Below are 25147 nucleotides of genomic sequence, written 5' to 3'. Positions count from 1 at the left end.
CAAGGCCAAAAGTGTGGCGCCACCTAGTAGGTGGCGCTTCGTTATTACTGAAGTAAATTATTTACGCTTCTTGCGGTTAGCCATATGAATGGCATGACCTTCAACTGCAAGCGCCGCTTCATGCACCGCTTCCGACATGGTCGGGTGCGCGTAGCAGGTTAATGCAAGGTCTTCAGCGCTGGAGCCGAATTCCATCGCAATCACGCCCTGAGCAATCATTTCCCCGGCGTGCTGGCCAACAATATGCATACCAAGGATACGATCGGTTTCCGCATCAGCGATGATCTTGGCGCTGCCATCGGTGGCGTTATTCGCCATCGCACGGCCGCTAGCAGCAAAGGGGAAGCTGCCGGTTTTGACCTCGATACCTTTAGCTTTGGCATCTTGCTCGGTCATACCCACCCACGCCACTTCCGGGAAGGTATAGATCACGTTCGGGATGGTGTCGTAGTTCATCTCGGCTTTATGGCCGGCGATGATGTCCGCCACCATGATGCCTTCTTCAGAGGCCTTGTGTGCCAGCATCGGGCCGCGCACACAGTCACCGATGGCGTAAACGCCCGGCACGTTGGTACGGCACTGGTCATCGACAAAGATGAAGCCACGCTCGTCAAGTTCTACGCTAACACCGTCAGCAATAACGCCTTTGGTGTAAGGGCGGCGACCAACGCAAACGATGAGTTTGTCGAAGGTCATTTCCTGCTCGCCGTTGCTGTCGGTGTATTTAACGACGACTTCTTCACCTTTCGCTTCCGAACCGGTCACACGGGCGCCCAGTTTGATGTCCAGGCCCTGCTTCTTGAGCAGTTTCTGGGTCTCTTTGGCAATCGCAGTGTCGACCATCGGCAGGAAGGAGTCCATCGCTTCCAGCACGGTTACTTCAGAACCCAGGCGGCTCCAAACGCTGCCCAGCTCCAGGCCGATAACGCCTGCACCGATAACGCCAAGACGCTTCGGCGTCTCTTGGAATTCTAGCGCGCCGGTGGAGTCAACAATCAGACCTTCGGTCAGCGGCGTCGGCGGAATTTCCACCGGCACAGAGCCTGCCGCAACAACGATGTTATCAGCGTCGTAAGTGGTTGTGTTGCCGTCAAGGCCAGTCACTTCTACCTGCTTACCAGACACCACTTTACCGGTGCCTTCAATGGCGGTAACGCCATTGGCTTTGAACAGGCCAGAAATGCCGCCGGTCAAGTTCTTAACGATCTTGTCTTTACGGGCCATCATCTTTTTGACGTCCATCGTGACGTCGCCCGCTTCGATACCCATGTCGTCGAAATCGTGCTTGGCTTCAACAAACTTGTGCGACGCTTCAAGCAACGCTTTAGACGGGATACAGCCTACGTTTAAGCAGGTTCCGCCGTGGACAACATTACCTTCTTTACCGATCCATTTTTCAACGCAGGCGGTTTTGAGGCCCAGTTGCGCAGCGCGAATAGCGGCAACATAACCACCAGGGCCTGCACCAATAACGATCACGTCAAACTTATCAGCCATGTTGGCTCCTTTAGCTTGGTTGCCCCTGCCCGGTTGATCTAAACCGGGCTGAAGGCAGTGTGCGATTGCATAAGAACGTTAGTTAAAACAGCGAGAATAAATGCGCTTTGTTAAACGTCCAGCAGCAGACGTGCAGGATCTTCAAGTAACTCTTTAATCGTTACCAGGAACCGCACTGCGTCTTTACCATCAATCATGCGGTGGTCGTAAGACAGCGCCAGGTACATCATGGGGCGAATCTCAACCTTACCGTTTACCGCCATTGGGCGATCCTGGATTTTATGCATGCCCAGAATCGCAGTTTGTGGCGGGTTGATAATCGGCGTCGACATTAGAGAACCGAACGTACCACCATTGGTGATCGTAAAGGTGCCGCCAATCATGTCATCCATGCCCAGCTTACCGTCACGACCGCGCTTACCGAAGTCAGCAATCGAGCGTTCAACGTCGGCAATTTTCATGCTGTCTGTGTCACGTAGTACCGGAACCACCAAACCGCGGTCGGTGGATACCGCAACACCGATATCCTGGTAGCCGTGGTACACAATGTCGGTACCGTCGATAGAAGCGTTAACGTCCGGGAAACGCTTGAGCGCTTCAGAAGCGGCTTTAACAAAGAAGCCCATAAAGCCCAGCTTAATATCGTGAGCTTTTAGGAACGTATCTTTGTACTGAGCACGCAGGGCCATGATTTCAGTCATGTCCACTTCGTTATAAGTGGTCAGCATGGCGGCCGTTTGCTGAGCCTGAACCAAGCGCTTGGCAATGGTTTGGCGCAGACGGCTCATGGGCACGCGCTTTTCAATACGCTCGCCTTCCGTCGCCGGGGCAGTCACCGACGTGGTTTTTGCCGGCGCAGCGGATTTCGCTGCTTTCTTAGCAGAGCCATCATTAACTGCTTTTTGCACGTCTTCTTTCAAGATACGGCCACCTTTGCCGGTACCCACTATCTTGGCAACGTCAAGGTCATGCTCAGCCACCATTTTACGTGCCGCCGGTGCGAGGATTTTATCACCGATTTTCTCATCGCCGGCACCGTCGTCCGCTGATGCTTCAGGGGCTTTATCTGCAGCCGTTGCGCCCTCGTCACCCGCGCCTTCAGCAAAAATTGCCAGTACGGCTTCTGACTCTACCTGGCTTCCTTCTTCGGCTGTGATTTCAGCCAAGGCGCCATCAGCAGGGGCCACCACTTCCAGTACAACCTTATCGGTTTCGATATCGGCGAGTACTTCATCGCGCTTAACCGCTTCACCGACTTTCTTGTGCCATGTTGCCACGGTGCCTTCCTGAATAGACTCAGGGAAGCTCGGTGCTTTTACATCGTGCTTTTTACCACCGCCGTTACCGCCGCTGGCTTTCTTCTCAGCGCCTTTTTCTTCGGACTTCTCTTCTGACTTTTTCGCACTGTCGTCAGACGATTTGTCTTCTTTACTGCTTGACGCACTAGCGTCGCCAATTTTGCCCAATACTTGCTCAGACTCGACAGTATCGCCCTCTTCGGCCATTACGTCGGTCAAAGTTCCCGCTTCCGGTGCGACGACTTCGAGCACCACTTTATCGGTTTCAATTTCAACAATCAGTTCGTCACGTTCGACGCTGTCACCCGGCTTTTTATGCCACGCAGCAACAGTGCCCTCGGCAACGGATTCCGGAAAGGTTGGCGCTTTGATATCAATAGCCATGTCGTTTCCCTTATATGTTCTCTAAATCCGATGGGCGCTTATAGGTTAAAAGCGTCTTCCACCAGCTGGCGCTGCTGTTCAGTGTGGACGGACATATAGCCTGCTGCCGGAGCAGCTGAGGCAGGACGTCCTGCAAATTTCAACTCACGTCCGAAGCCATCTTTCAACATATCGGCTACGGCACGCATGTGGTGCTGACTGGAGTACCAGGCGCCTTGGTTCAACGGCTCTTCCTGGCACCACACAATGTCTTCCACATTGGCATACGCCTGGAGCACATCCAGAAGCTCTTCTTTCGGGAAGGGATAGAGCTGCTCAAGGCGAAGAATCGCCGTGTCGTTACGCTCGTTTTCGGCGCGCCAGTTGGCTAAATCGTAGTACACCTTACCAGCGCACATAATCACACGGGTGACTTGCTCGGCGGCAAGCTCTGCCTGATCCGGCAACACCATGTGGAACTTGCCGTGGGCAAGGTCTTCAAGGCTAGACACAGCTTCTTTATGGCGCAAAAGCGACTTAGGCGACATAACCACCAGCGGTTTGCGCAGTGGGCGAATCACCTGACGGCGCAACAGATGGTAAATCTGCGCCGGCGTGGTAGGCACACATACCTGCATGTTGTGCTCAGCGCACAGTTGCAAGAAGCGCTCTAAACGGGCTGAAGAGTGCTCAGGCCCTTGGCCTTCATATCCGTGGGGAAGCAGCATGGTTAAGCCACATAGGCGGCCCCACTTGGTTTCACCGGAGGAGATGAACTGGTCCACAACTACCTGGGCGCCGTTAAAGAAGTCACCAAACTGGGCTTCCCAAATAACCAGATCATTTGGCGCCGTCGTGGAGTAACCGTATTCAAAGGCTAGCACGGCTTCTTCAGAAAGGAAGGAGTCGTGGATAGTGAAGCGTGGCTGACCATCGGCCATGTTCTGAAGGGGTACGTAGGTAGAACCGTCTTTCTGGTTATGCACCACCGCATGGCGGTGAGAGAAGGTACCGCGACCTACGTCCTGTCCGGTAATGCGGATAGGATGCCCTTGATCCAACAGCGTGGCGTACGCGAGCGTCTCTGCAAAGCCCCAGTTGAGACCCATGCCACCTGCCTGCATCTTACGGCGGTCTTCATAAATCTTAGCAACCTGGCGCTGAACATCCACACCGTCTGGAATTTCACACATCCTCGCGGCCAGTTGCTGCAGGCGCTTCATATCGAAGGTGGTGTCAGCATCACCTGTCCACTCGTGTCCCAGGTAGGGTGCCCAGTCCACAAACAGCGTAGTGTTTGGCTCCTGCACCAACGCATTGGCAACGTGGTTCCCAGCGACCAAGTCATCGCGATAGGTTTCAACCATCGCTTTGGCGTCTTCTTCAGAAATCACACCCTGCTCGACCAAACGCTGGGCATAAACTGTACGCGATGAGGCGTGATCTTTAATCTTGGCGTACATCATCGGCTGAGTGCCTGACGGCTCGTCAGCTTCGTTGTGGCCGCGACGGCGGTAGCATACTAGATCGATCACCACGTCTTTCTTGAACTGCTGACGGTAATCCAGCGCCACTTGTGTCGCGTGAATCACTGCATCCGGGTCATCGCCGTTGACATGGAAAATCGGCGCCTGAACCATTTTGGCAATGTCAGTACAGTATTCCGTAGAGCGTGCATCCAAGGGGTTCGAGGTAGTGAAGCCCACTTGGTTATTGATGACGATATGCACCGTGCCGCCGGTTTTGTAGGCACGGGTTTGAGACATCTGGAATGTCTCCATCACCACACCCTGACCAGCGAAGGCAGCGTCACCATGGACGTTAATCGGCAGTACTTTGCTGCCCTCTTCGTCGTTGCGGCGATCTTGACGCGCACGCACCGAGCCTTCAACCACCGGCGCGACGATTTCCAGATGCGACGGGTTGAAGGACATGGCCAAGTGGACTTCGCCACCAGGAGACATGACGTTAGAACTAAAGCCCTGGTGATATTTAACATCGCCAGAACCACGTTCAATCACTTTTTTGCCATCAAACTCATCGATCAAATCCGCTGGGTTTTTACCCAGAATATTGACCAACAGGTTGAGGCGGCCGCGGTGGGCCATACCGATGACGACTTCCTTGGTGCCATAACCACCGGCACGCTGAATCAGTTCATCCATCATCGGAACAAAAGATTCGCCGCCTTCCAAACCGAAACGCTTGGTGCCTGGATATTTAGACGCCAGGTAATTTTCCAAGCCTTCCGCAGCGGTTAAGCGCTCAAGAATATGCTTGCGCACGTCATCGCTAAATTTGGGCGCACTGCGAACCGACTCAAAACGCCGCTGCAGCCAGCGCTTCTCTTCGGTATCAACGATGTGCATGATTTCGCAACCGATGGAGCGACAATACGTCTGCTCTAGCGCGTCGACGATTTCACGCAGCGGCGCTTTATCGATACCTAAGAAAAACGAACCGGTCTGGAACTCGGTGTCAAGATCAGCTTTGGACAGCTGATGAAACGACAAGTCGAGGTCGGGAACGGGGGTGGGATTACGCAGCCCTAGCGGGTCGATGTTGGCCTTCTGATGACCACGGAAGCGGTATGCGTTGATCAGCTGCAGGACTTTGACCTGCTTTTTATTCTCGCCACTATCAACAGCGGCAACTACCTGCCCAGGGCGGCTTTCCCGTCCTAGTTGGTAGAACTGATCACGAATCGGGCTTAGTGGAACATCGTGGGAGGCACTGCCCTCAGGACGTGGCAACTCGTCAAAATAGCTGCGCCACTCGTCGGGGACAGAATCGGGATCGGCGAGGTACTGCTCATAAAGCGCTTCCACGTAGTGGACATTGCCGCCACTAACGTGAGAAGAACGCCACATCAAATCCATTATGCCTTGTTGCATCTCTCGGTCACCCTGCACTGATGGGGTGGTATCGGCATCGCTACGCTAACGCAACGACATCGCTATTGCCCTGCCGGCGGGGCGGGACATTTGCCGGCGGCGCCGACCGGAGGCCGGAAGCCCTGTTCATCCTACGTTTTTCATGACGCGCTATTTTATTATCAGTTCATGCTCAAAAGCCGGCACTTGCAGCACCGGCTTTTAAGCTTGACTCGTCATGGGGTGCGACGCGTCGCCGCACAGCATGATAGCCCCTATGATAACAAGCGAAGCGCCACGATTTAAGTAGCTTTGTAGCTGAACTTAAGTGGCACTCGCTTTTTTCTCATACTTTAAGCATTTACGTGGCGTCTGCCAGCAGCATTTCGCGAATTTTACCAATTGCACGAGTCGGATTCAGCCCTTTTGGACATACCGCAACGCAATTCATGATGCCACGGCAGCGGAAAACGGAGAACGGGTCTTCCAAGCTGGTTAGGCGCTCGCGGGTTGCCGTGTCCCGAGTATCTGCGAGGAAGCGATAAGACTGCAGCAAGCCAGCAGGGCCAACAAACTTATCGGGGTTCCACCAGAAAGAGGGGCATGACGTCGAGCAGCATGCACACAGAATACACTCGTACAGGCCGTCTAGCTTATCGCGCTCTTCCGGCGACTGCAGGCGCTCAATGGCTGGTGCAGGGGTATCGTTTTGCAGGTACGGCTGAATACGCTCGTACTGCTTATAGAACAGCCCCATATCAACGACCATATCGCGGATAACTGGCAAACCAGGCAGCGGACGCAGCGTCAGCTTGTTGCTTTTCACGACATCTGACAGCGGTGTAATACATGCCAAGCCGTTTTTGCCATTCATGTTCATGCCATCGGAACCGCAGACGCCTTCACGGCAGCTGCGACGAAACGCCAGCCCGCTATCCTGCTCTTTCATCAGGTGCAGAACATCCAGCACCATCAGATCGCGGCCTTTTGTATCGACCTGGAACTCCTGCATGTAAGGTGCGGAGTCGGTTTCCGGATTGTAACGGTATACGGATACCTGAAGATTTGACATGGTGACTCCCTCTCGTCAATGCGGAGATTAGTAGGTACGAACCTTAGGCTCGAAGGTATCAACGGTTTTTGGCTTAAAGTTGACGTCACGCTTCTTCAGCACCTTAGTGGCGGGGAAGTAGAGTGAGTGTTTCAGCCAGTTGACATCATCACGGTCAGGATAGTCGTAGCGTGAGTGAGCACCACGGCTCTCTTTACGCTCCAGGGCAGCAATCGCCGTTGCTTCCGCCACTTCCATCAAGTTGTCCAGCTCCAGTGCTTCAACACGTGCGGTGTTAAAGGCATTGGATTTGTCTGGGAGATGCGCGTTGGCAATACGGGCGCGCAGCTCATCCAGCTTTTTGACACCGTCTTGCATGTTTTTCTCTTCACGGAATACACCGAAAGAGTTCTGCATGATGTCTTGCAGCTCAGCTTTGAGCTCAGGGATGCTTTCACCGCCTTCTGACTCGTTCCAGCGCGTGATGCGCTTCATGGCTGATTCGATATCAGACTCAGAGGCATCCAGATACTCAATACCTTCGTTCAGCGCGCCTTCGATAAACATACCCGCAGCACGGCCGAACACGACCAGATCAAGCAGGGAGTTGCCGCCGAGACGGTTAGCACCGTGCACCGATACACACGCCGCTTCACCACACGCAAACAGACCGTTAACGATATGGTCTTTGCCATTCTCGTCTTGGGTAATTGCTTGACCATGAACGTTGGTCGGAATACCGCCCATCATGTAGTGGCAAGTAGGCACGACCGGAATCGGGTCTTTAGCAGGATCGACGTGAGCAAACGTCTTGGATAGCTCAACAATACCCGGTAAGCGCTTACCAAGTACGTCTTCACCCAGGTGATCAAGCTTCAAGAAGACGTGGTCGCCCTTTTCGCCACAGCCGCGGCCTTCGAGGATTTCCATGACCATGGAGCGAGCTACCACGTCACGACCCGCGAGGTCTTTAGCGTTCGGCGCGTAGCGCTCCATGAAACGCTCGCCATCTTTATTGATCAGGTAGCCACCTTCACCGCGGCAACCTTCGGTCACCAAGGTGCCCGCGCCGTAAATACCGGTCGGGTGGAACTGCCACATTTCCATGTCCTGCATCGGGAAGCCAGCGCGCAGCGCCATGCCAATCCCGTCACCGGTGTTGATCAGGGCGTTGGTCGTAGAGGCGTAGATACGGCCTGCACCGCCGGTGGCCAGTACGGTGGCTTTCGATTTAACGTGAACCACTTCGCCGGTTTCAATGCACATGGCGATACAGCCGACAACGTCACCGTTGGAATTCTTCACCAGATCAACCGCATACCACTCGTTCAAGAACGTGGTGTTGTTCTTTAGGTTGTTCTGGTAAAGCGTGTGAAGTAACGCGTGGCCGGTACGGTCAGCGGCTGCACAAGTACGTGCTGCCTGACCACCTTCACCAAAGTTCTTCGACTGACCGCCGAACGGACGCTGGTAAATACGGCCGTTATCAAAGCGAGAGAACGGCAACCCCATGTGCTCAAGCTCAAATACCGCTTTCGGGCCTTCAGAACACATGTACTCTGCCGCATCCTGGTCAGCGATATAGTCGCCGCCTTTAACGGTGTCGTACATGTGCCAGCGCCAATCATCGTTCGGATCGGCAGATGCGATCGCACAGGTAATACCGCCCTGGGCAGAAACGGTGTGAGAGCGCGTCGGGAACACTTTGGACAGTACCGCTGTCTTTTTACCGGATTTTGCCAGCTCTAGAGCAGCACGCAGGCCAGAGCCACCGCCACCGATGATGATAGCGTCAAACGTCAGGCTACGAAGGTTAGACATGTATCAAGCTCCCCACAGAATTTGAATGCCCCACACCAGGTATACGAAGATGGCCAGAATAATCAGCGTCTGGGCACCTACACGCAGGCGAGTGGACTTGAGATAATCGGTGGTGACAGTCCACAAACCGATCCAGGCGTGCGCTGCAATGGAAACAAACGCTAGCAGCGAGAAGATACGCATCCATGTTTGGCTAAACAGCCCGCTCCAAGCGTAGTAATCCAGGTTTGGATTGAATAACAGGTAAGCGACCACAAAGACCGTATAAAGGGCCAGAATAACCGCAGAAACACGCTGCATTAGCCAGTCAGACAGACCGCTACGGCCAAAGCTAGTGATGTTAGTTACCATACCCAGACTCCTGCCAAAATGATTAGAACGGCACTCACCACGACAGTGATCTGTGCTTTTTTCACACCACCTTCAAGGGTGACGCCAATATCAGCATCCATTAACAGGTGCTTGATACCTGCAACAAAATGGAATGCTAAAGCGGACAATAGGCCCCAAGCGATGAGCTTAGCCAAAAAGTTGTTGGCCAATGCATGGCTGACGGCATCAAAGCCGGCCGGAGATGACAGGGATTTACCCAGCGCCCAAAAAGCGAAAATCAGGCCAACGAACAGGATGACACCCGTAATACGGTGTGTGATCGACGTTAGCGCCGGAAGTGGGAAATGTATCGTAGTTAGGTCTAAATTTACGGGTCGTTTGCTATTCACGGCGTTGTACACACTCTCTTGGCCCGCTCTGCGACTGTTCGGGCATGGCCCGAGCGGGCAGTGATTGCTGGAAGGGGCTCGGCCGTTGCCAAGTCGAGCACGACCACCTACCTGCCGGTCGCGCGCCGTGGATTATAAGAACCTTCGCCCCCGCTGACAAACTGAACTCAGGCTAGACTCGACCATGGTGCAAGATAATTACCCCTAAACCGAGTCGATTTTGCGTTGCAGCATAGTTATAGTGACAGGAGTTTGGCGATTTGATAAGTCTCCTAACGTATCGTCAATTTCCTGGCACTTAGATAGTATAAACTGCCTAATCATCATATACAGAAATTATTCACAACAACAACCCTTGTACAACCATTGTTGGCGAATAGGCTAATTGACAAAATGCCGCACGCTTCTATAGTGGGCAGGCCTTTTCGCCGGCGCGGTAAGCGAAACAACGACTTTACGTCCCAAACCGAATTCGAAAGGAGGCCAGCATGGCTGACAGGAAAGCGACATTGACGGTAGACGGTCTAGATAAACCGATCGATCTACCCATGTATTCCGGCACACTTGGCCCCGACGTCATCGACGTACGCGGTCTCGGTGCTGAAGGCCTGTTTACCTACGACCCCGGCTTCATGGCCACCTCTTCCTGCCAGTCCGCAATCACTTATATTGATGGCGGCAAGGGCGTATTGCTGCACCGCGGCTACCCCATCGACCAGCTGGCCAAAGAGTCTAACTTTGTCGAAGTATGCTACACCCTCCTTTTTGGTGAGCTACCCAACGACGAGCAGTACGCAGATTTCGAATCACGCATTCGCAATCACACCATGGTTCATGACCAGATCAACAACTTCTTCAAAGGGTTCCGTCGCGACGCGCACCCTATGTCGATTCTGTGCGGCGTAGTGGGTGGCTTAGCAGCTTTCTACCACGACCACATGGACATCACTCAAGAAGAAGACCGCGTCATCAGTGCTGTTCGCCTTATTGCTAAAATGCCCACCTTGGCCGCAATGTCGCACAAGTACAACGTTGGCCAGCCCTTTAACTATCCGCGCAACGACCTGAGTTATGCAGAGAACTTCCTCTACATGATGTTCAGCAACCCGTGCGAAGAGTACAAAATCAACCCGGTATACGCGAAAGCTATGGACCGCATCTTTATGCTGCATGCGGATCACGAGCAAAACGCCTCTACCTCGACCGTTCGCCTGGCAGGCTCTACCGGCGCTAACCCGTTTGCCTGCATCAGTGCCGGTATCGCCGCACTATGGGGTCCGGCTCACGGCGGTGCCAACGAAGCCGTACTGAATATGCTAGATGAGATCGGCGACGACTCCGAAGAGAATATTCAGCGCTTTGTCGATAAAGCCAAAGATAAAGATGACCCATTCAAGCTGATGGGCTTTGGCCACCGCGTTTACCGCAACTTCGATCCGCGCGCCAAGGTAATGAAAGAGACCTGCGACGAAGTACTCGCCGAGTTGGGCATGGCTGATGACCCGCAGCTGAAAATTGCCAAGCGGCTTGAGCAGATCGCCTTGGAAGATGAGTACTTCATCGAGCGTAAGCTTTACCCGAACGTTGATTTCTACTCGGGCATTATTCTCAAAGCAATGGGCATTCCCACCAACATGTTCACCGTTATTTTTGCGGTATCCCGGACAATTGGCTGGATTTCTCACTGGCACGAAATGCTCAGCGAGAGCTACAAAATTGGTCGCCCGCGCCAGCTCTACATTGGCCATGACCAGCGCGACTATCCTAAAAAATAACGCTGTCGCTGTTAGACAGAGTTATAGGATATTGAAAGGCCACCTACGGGTGGCCTTTTGCGTATATTTCAGCACCCGCCTGACATCACCAACACCGACCTTCAAAAGGGACTCTATGAATACCATCAACACCGTCGCCTTTATCGGCCTAGGCGTAATGGGCTACCCCATGGCTGGCCACTTGGCTAAGCAGGGTTTAACCACCCGCGTGTATAACCGCACTTACAGCAAAGCTGAAGCTTGGGCTAAGGAGTTTGGAGGTACTGCCCACAACACACCCAAAGAGGCCGCTGAAGGCGCCGACCTTGTACTGGTATGCGTGGGCAATGACAGCGACGTCAGACAAGTCACCATCGGTGCTGACGGCGTATTAAGCGCCATGAGTAGCGGCAGCTTTCTCGTCGACCATACGACCGTTTCTGCGGATTTGGCATTAGAGCTGGATGCCGCTTGCCGCGAGCAGGGCGTCGCCTTTTTGGACGCGCCTGTTTCAGGCGGCCAGCAGGGTGCCGAAAATGGCGCGCTAACGGTTATGTGTGGCGGCGAACCGCACCACTTTGATACCGTCCAGCCAATCCTTGCCCACTACTCTAAAGCCGTCACACTGATGGGCGCTGCCAGCAGCGGTCAGCTCACCAAGATGGTTAACCAAATCTGCATTGCAGGATTAGTACAAGGCCTTTCCGAGGGACTGCATTTCGCTGAGCAGGCCGGGCTTGATCAGCAACAGGTCATTGACGTTATATCAAAAGGCGCCGCCGGCTCCTGGCAGATGGAAAATCGCCACAAAACTATGATTGCCGATGAGTATGACCATGGCTTTGCGGTGAACTGGATGCGCAAGGATTTACACATTTGTTTAGAGCAAGCTCGCCGCCTGGATGCCGCCCTTCCCGTTACCGCACTGGTTGATCAATTTTATGCGGATGTGCAGCGCATGGAAGGCGGCCGCTGGGACACTTCGTCACTCTTGAAGCGACTACGAAAGCCACAATAACCCTTGACTTTTTAGCACCTCGGTCTTGAACAGGGTTTTCCACACTATCTGTGGATAACCCTGTTCACAACCACTAGAAAACGTCCCACAATCGCCATGAACAGTGACCCAGCCTTAAATTGGTTATTTTTTAACCTAACGTAAGTCACTGTTTTAAAACAACTTAATTTAAATAGCTGATTTTTTAGGCTAACCGCAAGGGGTTGTGCACAACCCCACCACTAGAATCGCAAAAGTGGACAAGTCAAGCACAAAATCACTCAAAAAGTGACCGATATAGGGGAAAAGTACAAATGGCAGGCAAACAAAAAAGCCAATTAACAGGTATGAACCCGTTGGCAAATTAATAAGATGAGAAGTAGCAGAAGTGGCGTCCCATAGGGGGTTCGAACCCCTGTTACCGCCGTGAAAGGGCGGTGTCCTAGACCACTAGACGAATGGGACGTATCTAAACTTGAGAACAATAACGTGAAGTACTCGTTATTGGTGGAGCCTAGCGGGATCGAACCGCTGACCTCAACACTGCCAGTGTTGCGCTCTCCCAGCTGAGCTAAGGCCCCACATGTCGTTAAGACGGAGCGTATAATACTGATTAAGCTGATCTTCGTCAACCCTATTACTCACCAGAAAGCGCCAAACTCGCCCAACCAGCGGAGTTTGGCGCTTCCCAACAGACTTATAGCTCTCGATACTCCTTTTCGAAGCGTTTAGCTTGCTTCTTAGACACGCCACCTAATACGTCAATCGCATTTCTAAGCCGCGCACGGGTAACATCCGACCCCAAAATCGCCATAGCATCCATCACCGATGTGCTTGATGAGCTACCGGTAATGGCAATGAAGACCGGCGCTAAAAAGGCTTTCATTTTTAGCTCAAAGTGCTCTGATAGCGTTTTCACTTCGGCTAACAATGCCTCTTTATTCCACGCAGAAACGGTTTCAAAACGCCAAACCAGGAACTGCAGCAGCTTGACCAAGTCTTCCTTATCGAGCTTCACACTATCAAAATCATCGTCGGTGATAGCCGGTAAGCCGGAGAAGAAGTGGCCAGCCAGCGGCACTACCTGCGAGAGTGTTTCAATCCGGGGGCGCACCTGGGGCAAAATCTGCTTCACGTAGGCATCATTAAATGCCCATTCGCGCAGCGCTTGGAGCAGTGCATCGTCGTCCAGGTCTTCACGAATGTAGACGCCGTTTAACCAGGTCAACTTTTCCAAATCGAACACCGGCCCACCCAGCGATACCCGCTGAATATCAAACTCCGCCATCATATCGGATAGGCTGAACTTCTCCCGCTCATCCGGCATCGACCAGCCCATACGCCCTAGGTAGTTGGTCACTGCTTGGGGGAGGAACCCCATGCGACGGTAGTAGTTGATCGACGTCGGGTTCTTACGCTTGGAGAGTTTGGATTTATCCGGGTTACGCAACAGCGGCATGTGACACAGCTCAGGCATTTCCCAGCCAAAATACTCGTATAGAAGCTGGTGCTTCGGCGCGGAGTTAATCCACTCCTCCCCTCGCAGCACATGGGTAATGCCCATTAAGTGGTCATCCACCACGTTGGCTAGGTGGTAAGTCGGCATACCGTCTGATTTAAGTAGAATCTGCGCGTCCACCTGCGCCCACTCAACTTCAATAGCCCCGCGCAGCATATCCTTCACCACACACACGCCGGTGCTAGGTACCTTCATACGCACCACATAAGGCCACCCTTCTTGCTCGCGGCGAGCCTGCTCGTCATCGTCTAGCGCCAGGTCAACCGGCTTTAGCGCCAACTGCATCCCAGCGGCTTTACGGGCTTCTCGCAGCTCATCAAGCTCTTCACTGGTGCGATAACATTTAAACGCATGACCGGCATCTAGCAACTGCTGCGCATACTGGGCGTAAATGTCCCCCCGCTCGCTTTGGCGGTACGGGCCATGGGGGCCGCCAACATCCGGGCCTTCATCCCACTCAAGACCTAGCCAGCGCAGCGAATCCAAAATCATCTGTTCCGACTCAGGTGTAGAACGCACCCGATCCGTGTCTTCAATCCGCAAAATGAACTGCCCGCCATGTTGACGCGCAAAGCAGAGATTAAACAGCGCGATGTAGGCAGTTCCTACGTGAGGGTCGCCCGTGGGAGAAGGCGCGATACGCGTACGTACGGTCATCAAATTATCCTTTTGCAATTAAGCGTGGCGACATTATACGCACCCTTTAGCCAACCAACAGTACCGTCCAGGGAACGAGTTTCCCTTAAAAGCGTCATATCGAATGCCTAAGAGTAATAGATTGCAAGATGCGCGTTAAAGCACAATCGCTTAGTATGGCGCTGTACCCATGATTCGTGTTCATGTTTGAAAATGCGACGCACTCTTGGCAAACCATTTTTAGCATGACCAGAGCGCCACCGTAAGCGGTGGAAGTACATCCAACGAGCTTTTTAAGCTCATCGATAGGAAGATGAAATGGAATCGCTAGGCTCACGTATCAAGCAACTGCGGCTTAGGGCCAAGCTCAACAAAGCTGCCCTTGCACGTAAAGTTGGCGTATCAGATGTTACTATTTCTTATTGGGAGTCTGGTGCGATCAAGCAGATTGGCCATGAGCGCTTAGTGGCGCTTGCCGATGCTCTTGATTGCTCTTTGGCAACTCTCTTGGAAGGTGACAGTGCCCCCCAACTTTTAACGTTGACCCACACCGGCCCCCTCCCCTGGGAACAGGTGCAGGCAACCACTATTACAGTACCCAGCCATCTGCCGTTGAAGATTGACTGGAAAGCCCCTTGTGTCATGGCCACTCCTGCCAGTAACACGGACTTTTCTCCGATTGCGGCCGGTGACTTACTGCTGCTAGGCCCAACACACGTGTTTCACAAAGCAGGACATTACCTCATTCAGCGTGATGAGCGTTTTATCATTGAGCATTTTTCGAAAGCACCCAGTGATACGTCCATTCACGCTGTACTGTTAGCCCATTGGTGCCCTGCCTAAAGCATCTTTCCCCTAGATCCTTAGTTATCTTCAACAATGGTCGCCTGGTCACGTGTTCGCCTTGGTTCACTCCCCACCAAGAAACGGCGTGAGTAGGTGGCCACTTGCCCCAAGCCATGGCGGGATTGGCTTACAAGCTCTCCCGTCAGGTACTCGCCTTGGGTACCAATACGCGCCTGAACATCCCTAGGCTGCACACTGGCTTCTGAAAGCTGAACCTGGACAATGTAGGTGCCATCAGGTAAGCCACTCCCCGAACCAAAAGGCCCCGCATCGAACTGCCCATCCATAACGTTGGTGAGTGACTGCCAGCGCACGCGGCTTATTTCACGCTCAATGGTTACCTGAATCTGAGCACCATCCGGCAGATTGGTCTCGCCTTCCACCATCAAGCGGCGATCCGTACGCAGCGAAGCTTGCGCGGAGATAGCCACCTCTAAAGGCTCGACATCTTCAACCGTCTCTTCAGGTTGCTGCAGCTCCGCCTCCCTACTCGCCGCGTCGGACTGCACCGCCGCCGGTTCCTCTTCCTGACTACCGCAACCTACCAGTAGCAAGGCACTCACTAGCACGATACTGATGCCACCTAGTGTTTTATGCATAGAGACTCCTCAACAGCGAAACTCAAGCTTACCACCGCCTAACATTTCCCACAGCGATTTAGACCGCAAAACACGCAAAGTGCTGCAGGGGTTTCTAACGAAAGGGTTATTTCTGTGGTGGTTGGCAATCTTATTCCTGAGTTCATGAAGTTTTTGGGACACAAGTAAGGTGTGAGAAGTAAGTACACTTCCTGTGAACTCAGCCCTAGATGAGAATCGCGCGAATGGTTACCGGGTTCGCCTTCAATCCGGATTGCCCTTACCCATTAGCAGTGCTGAAACGGAAGTAAATTTTGGCTGGATAAAGGGCTGGTCGACAAGTGGCTATTATGGCTGCGCCGTTGATGACAACCCCCAGCTGTGCCAATGTTACAAAAGGCTTTACCGTCGCTAAGGGGCATATTTCGTTGCCAACGTTCTAACGTCTTATACCTCTGCCAAAGGAACATGCTATGTATTTATACGCAAATGATCACACCACACAGCAGCAGCGCAAGGCAGCAACCATTCAAGCTGCCCGTAAACGCTATCTCGCTGCCAAACGGCAAGGCGCTGTCAAGGTCAGCCTTAGCGCGGAAGAAGCTCAGAAGCGCGCTCAAAAATCCGTTTTTCGCCTCTCTTAAATATCTCAATGCCCAAACGTTAACCCCCAGCCATTCCATGGCTGGGGGTTTTTGTAAGCCATCGCCTACAACGCCCAGAACTGCGCCCTTCTCATCACCACCCTGCGGTACTGCTTCACGGTGATGAAGCATCCTTCCCCACCTGTGTGCGGTAACAGGCGGCAGCGGCTGCCGACGCGCTGTGTTTTGAATAATCGGTACTCGCCCTCTATCTCCGCCACCACCAGATCCGCGTGGCCATACGAGCGGGCTTCGTCGACCACCAACACGTCGCCTTCCATCCATGGCCCACCGGGGTGCGCCTCTTCGCTGATCTCAACCAGAAACAGGTCGGCGGAAATTTTCGCCGGTCCATCTCCGCCACCGCGGGGTGCTCTACACCCACCACGGCAGGCCCCAAGTAGGTCACTCGAATACTGTTGCCCTGTGCTAGCTCCATAATTAGCAACGTGCCTAAGCATTGGCACGTTGCTTCCCTAATGCCTAATACTGTACAAAAAAATATCTAACAAAGGTTATGGAAGGGCACTTTCAGCCCACGGCGGATGGCTACCATGGACGCCCTGAGCGAGAAGATGGGAAAAGACACGGTACGCCTGGGGCTATCGGAAAAGAACGTCCCCTGGTATCTACGCTGCGCGAAAGACAGCCCACGCTATGCGACAAATTGGAATGAATTGATGAAGGCTTAGACGGATGAGGGGGCAGCGAAGAATGGATAACTTGGGCAAACAAAGAAACTTAATTCAATATATGATCGTTGATAAAAAAATATGGCTTATGGCGTATCACCTCTACATTCTTATCATTAACTGAAACAACAGAACTGTTTCGGCTATCGTAAGCAATAACATAGTCGCCCAACTTTCCAATCATTTTATACTCACATTCATCGCAACTCTTGACCTCTACCACTGGCACATCAAAAGAGTTTTTCTGGATGCGCTCATAATTATAGCGCGCAGAAACATCAGGATAAAAACTTAACAGATATATTCCTATCACAACCGTAGTAGCATACCAAACAGATTCTCTTGGACTCGAAAAAACCTTCATACCAAAGCTTGAAAACCCAAAAAAAGTTGGCAACATAACACCGAATAAAAAAAGAAAAAAACTCAACATATCATCGGACTTTGAGAAAGAAAGCAAATCAAAATAAGACAAAAAAAAGCTACAGAAAAAACCAAACAAAAAAAGAAAAAATATTAAATTTGAAAATCTTAAGGGATTTCTCAAAAAAACTTCCATGCAATAAAAAGACCATAGTAAAGCTATAAAAAGACCAAATAAAATGACAAATAACGAACCAATTGATGAAAGGGCAATATCGTTAAATGACATATAATCGAACGCATTTATTCCAAAGAACTGCCAGTAGACATATGAGTGCAAAACAGAGTAAACCTGCAGATAAAAAAACAAAAAAACCAAATACACCTTAACAGACTGATTCATTTAAAATACCTATTTAACAACTATTACAACTACTCACAATCCAGCTACCAAATCTAATATCGGCAAACGCAGGCCACGAGAGTACCAAGCAGAGTAGCAGTGCTGACTGTAAGAGCTGTTTAACTCTCTTATAATTCATTCCCTGTTTCCTACTACTTTAGGTAGCCTCAAAACCGCTTGTATGTATTTTCAGTTATGCCACCCTCCCAGTTCGAATCTCACACCGCCCCAGAATCTCCACATCGTGCATATCCTGCGGCTTGATCATTTCCGGCTGGTAGTGGTCGTTGTCGCTGATCAGGTACAGCGCGCCGCCCGCCAGACGCTGCACCTGCTTAATCCGGCGCTCGCCACCCACACCAGCAGCAGAAACACACCTTCATGTTTCGGGTCGCGGTTGCTGTGTGTTGCGCAAAACACCAACTATATTAAGCCAGCTTAACCCAAGAATCACGGTGACACCATTCTCCTAATGCTCATTTATCACCTGTTTTCCTTAGGCCCTAAGGTAGCCTCCCAGCCCTCGTGCCTATGCGCGTATTAAGGTGCAGTCACTTACTTTGTGCTGCCTACCCTTTCTTGCGTACAATTGCCCGCCAACGCGCCCACCACGTCTGATAGATCACCATGCTAGGCCATGGTGCTGCTGTTCATTTAGCGAATAGCCGCGATCAGAGGGCAATAGATTTGTGTACTTACACCGCATACCAAGTATGCAAGTGATTGATATGAAAAAAGAAAGCCCTGCCAACGCCGCCCGTCTGTTTTCTGTGGCACCCATGATGGACTGGACAACCCGTGATTACAGAGCATTTGCACGCACCTTAACCAAGCGGGCGCTGTTGTATACCGAGATGGTGACGACCGGTGCGATTTTGCATGGGTCGCCCCGTGAGCGATTTTTGGGCTTTAGCGAGGTTGAGCACCCCATTGCCTTGCAGCTGGGCGGTAGCGATGCGGGGGAGCTTGCGGAGTGCGCGGCGATTGCCGAGGCGTGGGGCTATGATGAAGTTAACCTGAACGTGGGCTGCCCAAGCGACCGCGTGCAGAACAACATGATTGGCGCCTGCTTGATGGGCCACCCTGAAAAAGTGGCGGCGGCGGTACGTGCTATGCAGGCGGCGGTGTCGATCCCGGTCACGGTGAAATGCCGTATTGGTATTGATGACCAGGATGAAGATGCGGACTTGGCGCGCTTTATTAATATCGTCGCGGATGCGGGCTGTGAAGTGTTTACCGTTCATGCGCGTAAGGCATGGCTGCAGGGGTTATCGCCGAAGCAGAACCGTGATGTGCCGCCGCTTAACTATCCTCGCGTGCATCGTTTGAAGCAGCACCATCCTGAACTCCATATTGGCATTAACGGCGGTATCAAAACCCTCGACGAATGCCAGGCGCAGCTCATGCACGTGGATAGCGTGATGGTAGGCCGCGAGGCGTATCAAAACCCGTGGCTGTTAGCAGGGGTCGATGCGCAGCTGTTTGGCGAACCTGGGCCAGCACAAACACGCCTAGAGGCGGCCATGGCGTTTCGCCCCTATATTCAGCAGCGGCTGGATGAGGGTGCCAAGCTGAATCACATCACCCGCCACCTGCTGGGGCTGTTTCAGGGCTGCTCGGGCGGCAGGCGCTTTCGGCGTCATTTGTCAGAGCACGCCCACAAAGAGGGCGTGGGTTTGCGTGTTTACGATGAAGCGCTCAGCTTAGTGCGCGAGCCTTCCACCGAGCCGTTAGAAGCAGAACAGCCCGCCACGTTGTAATGTAGCGGGCTGTGCTGAGCGGGGTAAGATCGTTATTCGCTTGTCGGCTTAGCTATCCCGCACGCCTTTCTCAATGCGCTCACCGACCTCTTGATCAATATTGCGCCAGTATTCAAAAGCGCGCGCTAGTACGGGTTCGGTGACGCCGCCAGACAAGTGGCCCACCACGTTAGAAACTAACCGATCACGCTGCGCGTCATCCATCACTTGGCGAACCAGCGCGTGGGCTTGGCTCCAATCATCGTCATCAGGGCGCAGCGTGTAAGCGGAACGTACCAGCTGGCCATCGGTCGACCACACCGCATCTTCAGGAAAGCGCTCAGGGTCAGCCTTGGCGCCGCCTTTGCTGTTAGGGGTATAGACCGGATCGGTGGAGTGTTTAATTCGCATCGCGCCACCCTGGCTATAGCTATTTACCGGGCATTTAGGTGAATTAACCGGGATATGCTTGTAGTTAACCCCCAAACGAGCACGATGTGCGTCCGCATAGGAAATCACCCGCGCCAGCAGCATTTTATCCGGCGAGAAGCCCGTGCCCGGCACTGAGTTATTGGGCTCAAAAGCGGCTTGCTCAATCTCGCTATGAAAGTCCGTCGGGTTACGGTTCAGGGTTAACTTGCCCACTTCCATCAGCGGGTAGTCATCGTGGGGCCATATTTTGGTTAAGTCGAAGGGATTGATGCGGTAGGTCTTGGCATCTTCAAACGGCATAATCTGCATTTGCAGCGTCCAGGACGGGTAGTCACCTCGTTTGATCGCCTCAAACAGGTCACGACGATGGTAATCGGCATCGCTGCCTGCCATTTGGTCGGCCTGCTCCTGGGTCATGCACTTAATACCTTGATCGGTTTTAAAGTGATATTTCACCCAAAACCGTTCGCCTTCATCATTCACCCACATATAGGTGTGGCTGGAGTAGCCGTTCATGTGCCGCCACGTGGCGGGCACGCCCCGGTCGCCCATTAGCCATGCCACTTGATGGGCAGACTCAGGCGCCAGTGTCCAAAAATCCCACTGCATATCGTGGTCTCGCAGGCCGTTATCTGCGCGGCGTTTTTGCGAGTGAATAAAGTGCTGGAACTTCATGGGGTCACGGACGAAAAACACGGGGGTGTTGTTACCCACCATGTCGAAATTGCCATCATCGGTGTAAAACTTCATCGAGAAGCCGCGTGGATCGCGCCATGTGTCCGGGCTTCCGCTCTCCCCCGCCACCGTCGAAAAACGCATCAACACGTCGGTCTTAGCACCCGGCTGAAGAAATTTTGCTTTGGTGTACTGGCTAACATCTTCGGTCACTTCAAAATGGCCGAAGGCGCCGCTACCTTTTGCGTGGGGCTGGCGGTCGGGAATCATCTCCCGGTTAAACGCCGCCATCTGCTCCATGAGATAGTGGTCATGCATAACTATCGGGCCGTCGGCACCCACAGAAAGGGAGTGCTCGTCGCTGGAAACCGGGATGCCCGCTTCGTTTGTTGTGTACTTGCTGTTCGTCATTGCTCTTCCTCCTTGTCGCGCTCGACATGGCACGGTCTGTACCACTGGAAAGCACCGCTCATTGCCGCTTTTTTAATGTAAGCTTAAGCGGTACCCACACAGGTATAGCCAACAAGCCGGTATCGCGCCATCCGTGGCGTGGATTCGACAGCGTCTAAAAGCGTTAATACATCGCATCAGGCGGTGGTGTAAGGCTAGATTGAAAACTCTCAATCGCGGTTTCTGCCTCCTCAATCTCATCGAAACGCGCAATGTGATAAAGCGCCTCACCTTCGTTGGCGAGCGGCAGCCGGCTCATCCCAATCACGATGCCGTCAGCCATAGAGAGCACTTCATCCTCATCATTACCGAAAGGGTCGGCGACCTTGCCCAGCACCTCGCCTTTGGCTACCCGCGCGCCTAAGCGCACTTTTGGGCGCAGTATGCCGTCGATGGGTGCCCGCGCCCAGCTAGAGCCATTGGCTAGCTCTGCAGGAGCAGCCGAGCGCTGGCGCTGTGCTCCTGCAAGCATATCCAAGCGCCGCATAACGCGTAAAACGCCCCGCACACCTGGCGCAATGGCCCACTCATCAAAGCGCAGCGCTTCACCCGCTTCATAGGTGAGCACCGGAATACCGCGGTTCTGCGCGTAATGCCGAAGGCTCCCTTCCCGCAGTTCCGCATTGAGAATTACCGGAGCACCAAACGCATCAGCCATGCGCTCTGTTTCGCTACCTGCACTTAGCTGAGCACGAATTTGCGGTAAATTTGTGCGGTGTATCGCCCCGGTGTGCAGGTCGATAATATGCGTTGCGTGATCGACGATCTCCTCACGAAACAACGCCGCAATACGGCCGCCCAACGAGCCTTTTTCACTCCCAGGAAAGCAGCGGTTTAAATCGCGCCGGTCGGGCAAGTAGCGGGTTTGTTGTAAAAAACCAAACACATTCACCACTGGCACCGCGATCAGCGTACCCCGCAGGCTATTAATTGCTTTTGAGCGCAGTAAACGGCGCACAATCTCGACACCGTTAATTTCATCGCCGTGAATACCACCGCATACCAACATCACCGGCCCCGCTTTGCGGCCATGTACCACTTCAAGCGGAATATGCAGCGGCGTGTGGGTGTATAAACGCGCAACCGGCATATCGATTTGTAAGCGCTGGCCGGGCTGAATGGTATGTCCAGCTAATTCAAAGGGAGCTCGTGCCATGCTGTTTGTCCTATAACGGGCGTAGAGCAACTACTCTACAGAGTAATGACCTACCGTTTAAAACGGTGCGTTCACATTGGGTTTTACACACGCGTTATACACTTACTAATTATAAATAACGAACATCTTCATTCACGGCGTGCGGGCTACTCAATAACCATACAGTTTTGAATGTAAAATCACCCACTTTAAGATAAAATGGCCCCGTCCGTATTGATAGTGAGGTTACGTTTTCATGGCCAGAAAGACCAAAGCAGAAGCGGCAGCGACTCGCGAAGCGCTGTTGGATGCTGCTGAAGAAGTGTTTTTCGCGAAAGGCGTAGCTCGCACATCACTAGAACAAATTGCTCGCCATGCCGGCCTGACCCGTGGCGCGGTTTATTGGCATTTCAAAGATAAGGCGGACCTCTTCAAGGCATTAGTCGAGCGTGTCCACATGCCTTTTCAGTCGCTGATGGACGAAGTAGACGTCTCTGACGCTGATATCTCGCCATTGGAGTCAATGCGCCAAGCTTGCCATGCTGGCATGGCTAGACTTGAACAGCCTTCGTACCAAAGGATACTGTCAATTTTGATGCATCGCTGCGAATTTTTTAGCGATATTGATCCTCTAGAAATGCAGGATAAAATTGGCAAAGAGTGTTTTGATGAAATGCTAGCCCTCTTTGAGATGGCACAGCAGCAGCACCTGCTGCGCGATAGCCTTAGCCCCGAGGTGGCAACAAGAATGTTGCAGTCTATGTTAGGTGGCCTATTCCACGACTGGCTTCGCAACCCCAGCGTTTATTCCATCAGTGAACGTAGCGGCGAAATGATTGATACGTTCATCAACCTAGTCAAGCGCTAACGTCCCTATTTCGCTGCGACGCAGCAAAGACCTATACTGAGCGAGTCGCCAGCATAGGACTGTGTTATGGATGCATTGGAATTTGTTCGTGTACGTGAACTTGATATCGCCGTTCGCATTTGGAACCCCAGCGCATCGCGCACGCTGATCGCGTGGCATGGCCTTGCGCGCCATGGGGGTGATTTCGAAGCGCTGGCCCACCAGTTGGGCAGCGAGTGGCGTATTCTCGCACCCGATACACCTGGCCGCGGCCTTTCTAGTTGGTCACTGTTTCCTGCACACGACTATCTTTATAGCCACTATATAACAGTGGCCCTGGCCGTCTTAGACCATTTTGAATTGGAGCAGGTAGATTGGCTTGGCACCTCAATGGGTGGGCTATTGGGCATGTTGCTTGCCGCCGACCCAGCGCATCAGCGCCGGATTTCCAGACTGATCCTTAACGATGTTGGCCCCGAACTAAATAAAGAGGGCTTAATTGCGCTTTCTAGCTACTTCAGTCTTACCCACCGTTTTACAAGCTTTAAAGACCTGCAAAAAGAGTTAATGCAGCACTATGCCAGCTTTGGTATTACCCGCGATGCTGAGTGGCGAGCCTTAGCACTGGGCAGCGCACGGCGCCTGCCTGATGGTAGCTGGACTTATCACTTCGACCCCCGTATTGGCGAGCAGTTTATCCATGACACACCACGGGACACCTGGGCTGACTGGGCCAACATTCACTGTCCTGTCATGGTGATTCGCGGTGCAGAATCGACACTGCTGGATGCCGACATGCTGCCACGCATGAAAGAGGTGCAGCCCGGCTTGGTCACTTTCACCGCCCCGGGCTGCGGCCATGCGCCGATGCTCAATCGCCCCGAGCAAGTAACGCCACTGCGTCAATTTCTCGACACACCACTGAGCGCCTTCCCCCGCCGCAAACCAACAAGCGCCTCCGCGCCGATCCCTATTGTCCAGTGGTTTGTTAAACAGTGGCGGCGCCTATTGAGCAAATCCCCCCGCAATGGTTAGGTGGAATAGCCGTTTGAAGGATGCTTGCGGTGCAAGCGCAGCTTGTTCACGCGAACGCGCGTATCAAGATACTGCCGCTCAATCACACTGCGGTATGCACCTTCGTCAGCAAGATATTTCACCAGTACACGGCGTTCGCCCGTTTGCGGGCAGTCCCCCGTTTTGCAGTGCAGTTTGACGGTGCTGCTTGGCTCATTTTCCAATTGCGCAGATGCGTATTCATCATTCTGGCGCTCTAACACAACTACCGTAGCCCCTAATAAACAGCGACGTTTAAACGGCTGGTAGCGATGAAGCGCCCGTTGCAATGCATGGCAAACGGCGGCCGCAACGGGGGATGCCACCGCAAAGGAGATCCACAGCACAAGCACGCCGACAGGAACCCTCAGCATACCCAGCGAAAACCAGCGGAGGACGAGTAGCTCAATGGCCAGCGATAGGGCACCCGCAAAAAGCACCAGAACGCTTAACGCAAGCGTGGCAGGCACTCCTGCAAAACCCAGGGATACAAGAGTGCTGGCCATATGGTCATCGCGCAGGCTATCGCGCTCAAACAACTCCAGCGGCGCAAGCCTGATCAACACCAGTAGCCAGTAGAGTGCTATCAACGCCAGCAAAAAGGTAACCACAACCGTGGGAAATTGCAGCGCGGCGGAAACAAGTGATGGCAGCATGGCGTGTCCTCCTCCAGACAAAGCCTGGTCATGTTTTCGCTTGATGTTATTTTTATTAGCACAAGCTAAAAACAGCGGTCTCTTTTAGCGTAGACCACCTGGC

The 25147-nt window shown here is 52.9% G+C and carries 23 protein-coding genes and 2 tRNA genes; 8 read left to right on the top strand and 17 right to left on the bottom strand.

Annotated features, from left to right (window positions below):
- Positions 1-57 precede the first annotated feature (57 nt).
- The 7 genes from lpdA to sdhC form a co-directional block, all read right to left on the bottom strand.
- Positions 58-1497 carry a dihydrolipoyl dehydrogenase gene (lpdA, locus tag LG301_RS04275; RefSeq protein ID WP_404473746.1) on the bottom strand — a complete coding sequence of 480 codons (1440 nt, stop codon included), beginning with the start codon at positions 1495-1497 and terminating at the stop codon, positions 58-60.
- A gap of 110 nt (positions 1498-1607) precedes the next feature.
- Positions 1608-3179 carry a 2-oxoglutarate dehydrogenase complex dihydrolipoyllysine-residue succinyltransferase gene (gene odhB / locus LG301_RS04270; protein WP_404473744.1) on the bottom strand — a complete coding sequence of 524 codons (1572 nt, stop codon included), beginning with the start codon at positions 3177-3179 and terminating at the stop codon, positions 1608-1610.
- Positions 3180-3217: 38 nt separating this feature from the next.
- A complete protein-coding gene (locus LG301_RS04265; protein WP_404473742.1) occupies positions 3218-6052 on the bottom strand; it encodes a 2-oxoglutarate dehydrogenase E1 component in 2835 nt (944 codons plus the stop codon).
- Positions 6053-6392: 340 nt separating this feature from the next.
- On the bottom strand, positions 6393-7103 hold the full coding sequence (locus tag LG301_RS04260; protein WP_263065665.1) for a succinate dehydrogenase iron-sulfur subunit: 711 nt from the start codon (positions 7101-7103) through the stop codon (positions 6393-6395).
- Positions 7104-7130: 27 nt separating this feature from the next.
- The gene (gene sdhA, locus LG301_RS04255) at positions 7131-8903 is read right to left on the bottom strand and encodes a succinate dehydrogenase flavoprotein subunit (RefSeq protein ID WP_404473740.1); all 1773 of its coding nucleotides are present in this window, start codon (positions 8901-8903) and stop codon (positions 7131-7133) included.
- A 3-nt stretch (positions 8904-8906) separates the two neighbouring features.
- Positions 8907-9254, bottom strand: coding sequence for a succinate dehydrogenase, hydrophobic membrane anchor protein (sdhD, locus tag LG301_RS04250; RefSeq protein ID WP_263065669.1), 348 nt, complete (start codon positions 9252-9254; stop codon positions 8907-8909).
- Positions 9248-9625 carry a succinate dehydrogenase, cytochrome b556 subunit gene (gene sdhC / locus LG301_RS04245; RefSeq protein WP_404473738.1) on the bottom strand — a complete coding sequence of 126 codons (378 nt, stop codon included), beginning with the start codon at positions 9623-9625 and terminating at the stop codon, positions 9248-9250. The genes sdhD and sdhC overlap by 7 nt, the downstream gene beginning before the upstream one ends.
- Before the next feature lie 488 nt (positions 9626-10113).
- Here sdhC and gltA point away from each other — a divergent pair, with 488 nt between their 5' ends.
- Entirely contained in the window at positions 10114-11400 is a 1287-nt protein-coding gene (gene gltA, locus LG301_RS04240) for a citrate synthase (RefSeq protein WP_404473736.1), read from the top strand.
- 115 nt (positions 11401-11515) lie between these two features.
- Entirely contained in the window at positions 11516-12397 is an 882-nt protein-coding gene (locus LG301_RS04235; RefSeq protein WP_404473734.1) for an NAD(P)-dependent oxidoreductase, read from the top strand.
- A 368-nt stretch (positions 12398-12765) separates the two neighbouring features.
- Here LG301_RS04235 and LG301_RS04230 read toward each other — a convergent pair.
- The 3 genes from LG301_RS04230 to gltX form a co-directional block, all read right to left on the bottom strand.
- Positions 12766-12841, bottom strand: a tRNA-Glu gene (locus LG301_RS04230).
- 40 nt (positions 12842-12881) lie between these two features.
- Positions 12882-12957: transfer RNA gene (locus tag LG301_RS04225), tRNA-Ala, on the bottom strand.
- 116 nt (positions 12958-13073) lie between these two features.
- The gene (gene gltX, locus LG301_RS04220) at positions 13074-14552 is read right to left on the bottom strand and encodes a glutamate--tRNA ligase (RefSeq protein ID WP_404473731.1); all 1479 of its coding nucleotides are present in this window, start codon (positions 14550-14552) and stop codon (positions 13074-13076) included.
- 297 nt (positions 14553-14849) lie between these two features.
- On the opposite strand from gltX, the gene LG301_RS04215 reads away from it, so the two are divergent.
- Entirely contained in the window at positions 14850-15374 is a 525-nt protein-coding gene (locus LG301_RS04215) for a helix-turn-helix domain-containing protein (RefSeq protein WP_263065675.1), read from the top strand.
- Positions 15375-15394: 20 nt separating this feature from the next.
- Here LG301_RS04215 and LG301_RS04210 read toward each other — a convergent pair whose 3' ends face one another.
- Entirely contained in the window at positions 15395-15976 is a 582-nt protein-coding gene (locus LG301_RS04210; protein ID WP_404473729.1) for a hypothetical protein, read from the bottom strand.
- 452 nt (positions 15977-16428) lie between these two features.
- On the opposite strand from LG301_RS04210, the gene LG301_RS04205 reads away from it, so the two are divergent.
- Entirely contained in the window at positions 16429-16599 is a 171-nt protein-coding gene (locus tag LG301_RS04205; RefSeq protein WP_404473727.1) for a hypothetical protein, read from the top strand.
- A gap of 65 nt (positions 16600-16664) precedes the next feature.
- On the opposite strand, the gene LG301_RS04200 is transcribed toward LG301_RS04205, so the two are convergent.
- Positions 16665-17060 carry a hypothetical protein gene (locus tag LG301_RS04200; protein ID WP_404473725.1) on the bottom strand — a complete coding sequence of 132 codons (396 nt, stop codon included), beginning with the start codon at positions 17058-17060 and terminating at the stop codon, positions 16665-16667.
- 84 nt (positions 17061-17144) lie between these two features.
- Between LG301_RS04200 and LG301_RS04195 the strand changes: the two genes are divergently transcribed.
- On the top strand, positions 17145-17291 hold the full coding sequence (locus LG301_RS04195; RefSeq protein ID WP_404473723.1) for a DUF4113 domain-containing protein: 147 nt from the start codon (positions 17145-17147) through the stop codon (positions 17289-17291).
- Between the two features lie 49 nt (positions 17292-17340).
- Here the strand turns inward: LG301_RS04195 and LG301_RS04190 are convergent, their stop codons facing one another.
- Both LG301_RS04190 and LG301_RS04185 read right to left on the bottom strand, forming a co-directional pair.
- Entirely contained in the window at positions 17341-17943 is a 603-nt protein-coding gene (locus tag LG301_RS04190) for a hypothetical protein (RefSeq protein WP_404473721.1), read from the bottom strand.
- 307 nt (positions 17944-18250) lie between these two features.
- Positions 18251-18415 carry a helix-turn-helix transcriptional regulator gene (locus tag LG301_RS04185; protein ID WP_404473719.1) on the bottom strand — a complete coding sequence of 55 codons (165 nt, stop codon included), beginning with the start codon at positions 18413-18415 and terminating at the stop codon, positions 18251-18253.
- Positions 18416-18785: 370 nt separating this feature from the next.
- Between LG301_RS04185 and dusA the strand changes: the two genes are divergently transcribed.
- On the top strand, positions 18786-19817 hold the full coding sequence (gene dusA, locus LG301_RS04180; protein ID WP_404473717.1) for a tRNA dihydrouridine(20/20a) synthase DusA: 1032 nt from the start codon (positions 18786-18788) through the stop codon (positions 19815-19817).
- Between the two features lie 48 nt (positions 19818-19865).
- Here dusA and LG301_RS04175 read toward each other — a convergent pair whose 3' ends face one another.
- Together LG301_RS04175 and LG301_RS04170 are read right to left on the bottom strand one after the other, a co-directional pair.
- On the bottom strand, positions 19866-21314 hold the full coding sequence (locus tag LG301_RS04175) for a catalase (protein WP_404473716.1): 1449 nt from the start codon (positions 21312-21314) through the stop codon (positions 19866-19868).
- Positions 21315-21477: 163 nt separating this feature from the next.
- Positions 21478-22509 (bottom strand): succinylglutamate desuccinylase/aspartoacylase family protein, encoded by a 1032-nt coding sequence (locus LG301_RS04170; protein ID WP_404473714.1) that lies wholly within the window; start codon positions 22507-22509, stop codon positions 21478-21480.
- A gap of 235 nt (positions 22510-22744) precedes the next feature.
- Here LG301_RS04170 and LG301_RS04165 point away from each other — a divergent pair, with 235 nt between their 5' ends.
- Together LG301_RS04165 and LG301_RS04160 are read left to right on the top strand one after the other, a co-directional pair.
- Positions 22745-23356: a TetR family transcriptional regulator gene (locus LG301_RS04165; RefSeq protein WP_404473712.1), complete on the top strand. Its 612-nt coding sequence runs from the start codon at positions 22745-22747 to the stop codon at positions 23354-23356.
- Between the two features lie 66 nt (positions 23357-23422).
- A complete protein-coding gene (locus LG301_RS04160) occupies positions 23423-24370 on the top strand; it encodes an alpha/beta fold hydrolase (RefSeq protein ID WP_404473710.1) in 948 nt (315 codons plus the stop codon).
- On the opposite strand, the gene LG301_RS04155 is transcribed toward LG301_RS04160, so the two are convergent.
- Positions 24367-25041: a hypothetical protein gene (locus LG301_RS04155; RefSeq protein WP_404475166.1), complete on the bottom strand. Its 675-nt coding sequence runs from the start codon at positions 25039-25041 to the stop codon at positions 24367-24369. The two genes, LG301_RS04160 and LG301_RS04155, sit on opposite strands and share 4 nt — an antisense overlap.
- Positions 25042-25147: the final 106 nt, after the last annotated feature.

The sequence above is a fragment of the Vreelandella venusta genome (genome assembly GCF_044809155.1).
GTDB lineage: Bacteria > Pseudomonadota > Gammaproteobacteria > Pseudomonadales > Halomonadaceae > Vreelandella > Vreelandella venusta_B.
Note: the sequence above shows the minus strand (reverse complement) of the source record. Positions and strands in the feature narration are given on the sequence as shown.

Coding starts and splice junctions, on each gene's coding strand:
- LG301_RS04215 (WP_263065675.1), top strand. CDS start 14,850: ATGGAATCGCTAGGCTCACGTATCAAGCAACTGCGGCTTAGGGCCAAG.
- LG301_RS04175 (WP_404473716.1), bottom strand. CDS start 21,314: ATGACGAACAGCAAGTACACAACAAACGAAGCGGGCATCCCGGTTTCC.
- LG301_RS04160 (WP_404473710.1), top strand. CDS start 23,423: ATGGATGCATTGGAATTTGTTCGTGTACGTGAACTTGATATCGCCGTT.
- LG301_RS04200 (WP_404473725.1), bottom strand. CDS start 17,060: ATGCTTAGGCACGTTGCTAATTATGGAGCTAGCACAGGGCAACAGTAT.
- LG301_RS04265 (WP_404473742.1), bottom strand. CDS start 6,052: ATGCAACAAGGCATAATGGATTTGATGTGGCGTTCTTCTCACGTTAGT.
- LG301_RS04190 (WP_404473721.1), bottom strand. CDS start 17,943: ATGTCATTTAACGATATTGCCCTTTCATCAATTGGTTCGTTATTTGTC.
- dusA (WP_404473717.1), top strand. CDS start 18,786: ATGAAAAAAGAAAGCCCTGCCAACGCCGCCCGTCTGTTTTCTGTGGCA.
- sdhA (WP_404473740.1), bottom strand. CDS start 8,903: ATGTCTAACCTTCGTAGCCTGACGTTTGACGCTATCATCATCGGTGGC.
- odhB (WP_404473744.1), bottom strand. CDS start 3,179: ATGGCTATTGATATCAAAGCGCCAACCTTTCCGGAATCCGTTGCCGAG.
- LG301_RS04210 (WP_404473729.1), bottom strand. CDS start 15,976: ATGCATAAAACACTAGGTGGCATCAGTATCGTGCTAGTGAGTGCCTTG.
- gltA (WP_404473736.1), top strand. CDS start 10,114: ATGGCTGACAGGAAAGCGACATTGACGGTAGACGGTCTAGATAAACCG.
- LG301_RS04205 (WP_404473727.1), top strand. CDS start 16,429: ATGTATTTATACGCAAATGATCACACCACACAGCAGCAGCGCAAGGCA.
- lpdA (WP_404473746.1), bottom strand. CDS start 1,497: ATGGCTGATAAGTTTGACGTGATCGTTATTGGTGCAGGCCCTGGTGGT.
- gltX (WP_404473731.1), bottom strand. CDS start 14,552: ATGACCGTACGTACGCGTATCGCGCCTTCTCCCACGGGCGACCCTCAC.
- LG301_RS04260 (WP_263065665.1), bottom strand. CDS start 7,103: ATGTCAAATCTTCAGGTATCCGTATACCGTTACAATCCGGAAACCGAC.
- sdhD (WP_263065669.1), bottom strand. CDS start 9,254: ATGGTAACTAACATCACTAGCTTTGGCCGTAGCGGTCTGTCTGACTGG.
- LG301_RS04195 (WP_404473723.1), top strand. CDS start 17,145: ATGGCTACCATGGACGCCCTGAGCGAGAAGATGGGAAAAGACACGGTA.
- LG301_RS04165 (WP_404473712.1), top strand. CDS start 22,745: ATGGCCAGAAAGACCAAAGCAGAAGCGGCAGCGACTCGCGAAGCGCTG.
- LG301_RS04170 (WP_404473714.1), bottom strand. CDS start 22,509: ATGGCACGAGCTCCCTTTGAATTAGCTGGACATACCATTCAGCCCGGC.
- LG301_RS04235 (WP_404473734.1), top strand. CDS start 11,516: ATGAATACCATCAACACCGTCGCCTTTATCGGCCTAGGCGTAATGGGC.